This is a genomic window from Qaidamihabitans albus (assembly GCF_016464705.1).
In the GTDB taxonomy this organism is placed as follows: domain Bacteria; phylum Actinomycetota; class Actinomycetes; order Mycobacteriales; family Pseudonocardiaceae; genus Qaidamihabitans; species Qaidamihabitans albus.
Genome location: NZ_JAEHOB010000063.1, coordinates 1 through 305 on the forward strand (window position 1 = coordinate 1; position 305 = coordinate 305).

A 305-nucleotide genomic window follows, 5' to 3' on the forward strand; every position below is an offset into this window, starting at 1 on the left:
AGCAGACCCGCGGCCCGCGTGCCCCGCCGGAACACCAGCACGGCCGTCAGCAGCAACAGCGGCGCCAACACCGCCGCCGTCTGTTCGACCCACACCAGGCCAGCGTCCAGGTTCCCGAACTTGATGTAGAAGGTGTTGGGCAGCGGCTGGCCGTAGAACGCCCAGCGCCACCCGAAGTACGCCAGCCCCACGGCGACGAACAGGCCCGTCCACAACAGCGCCGCCGCCCGCCTGCGCTCGCGCCACAGCCACACCGCGAAAACCGGCAGGGCGGCCAGCACGCCTTCCGGCCGGAGCAGCCCCGC

1 pseudogene is annotated in these 305 nt (G+C 72.5%); it reads right to left on the reverse strand.

Going from position 1 to position 305, the window contains the following annotated elements:
- A pseudogene (locus JAP66_RS31840) lies at positions 1 to 305 on the reverse strand (hypothetical protein); the annotation flags it as partial.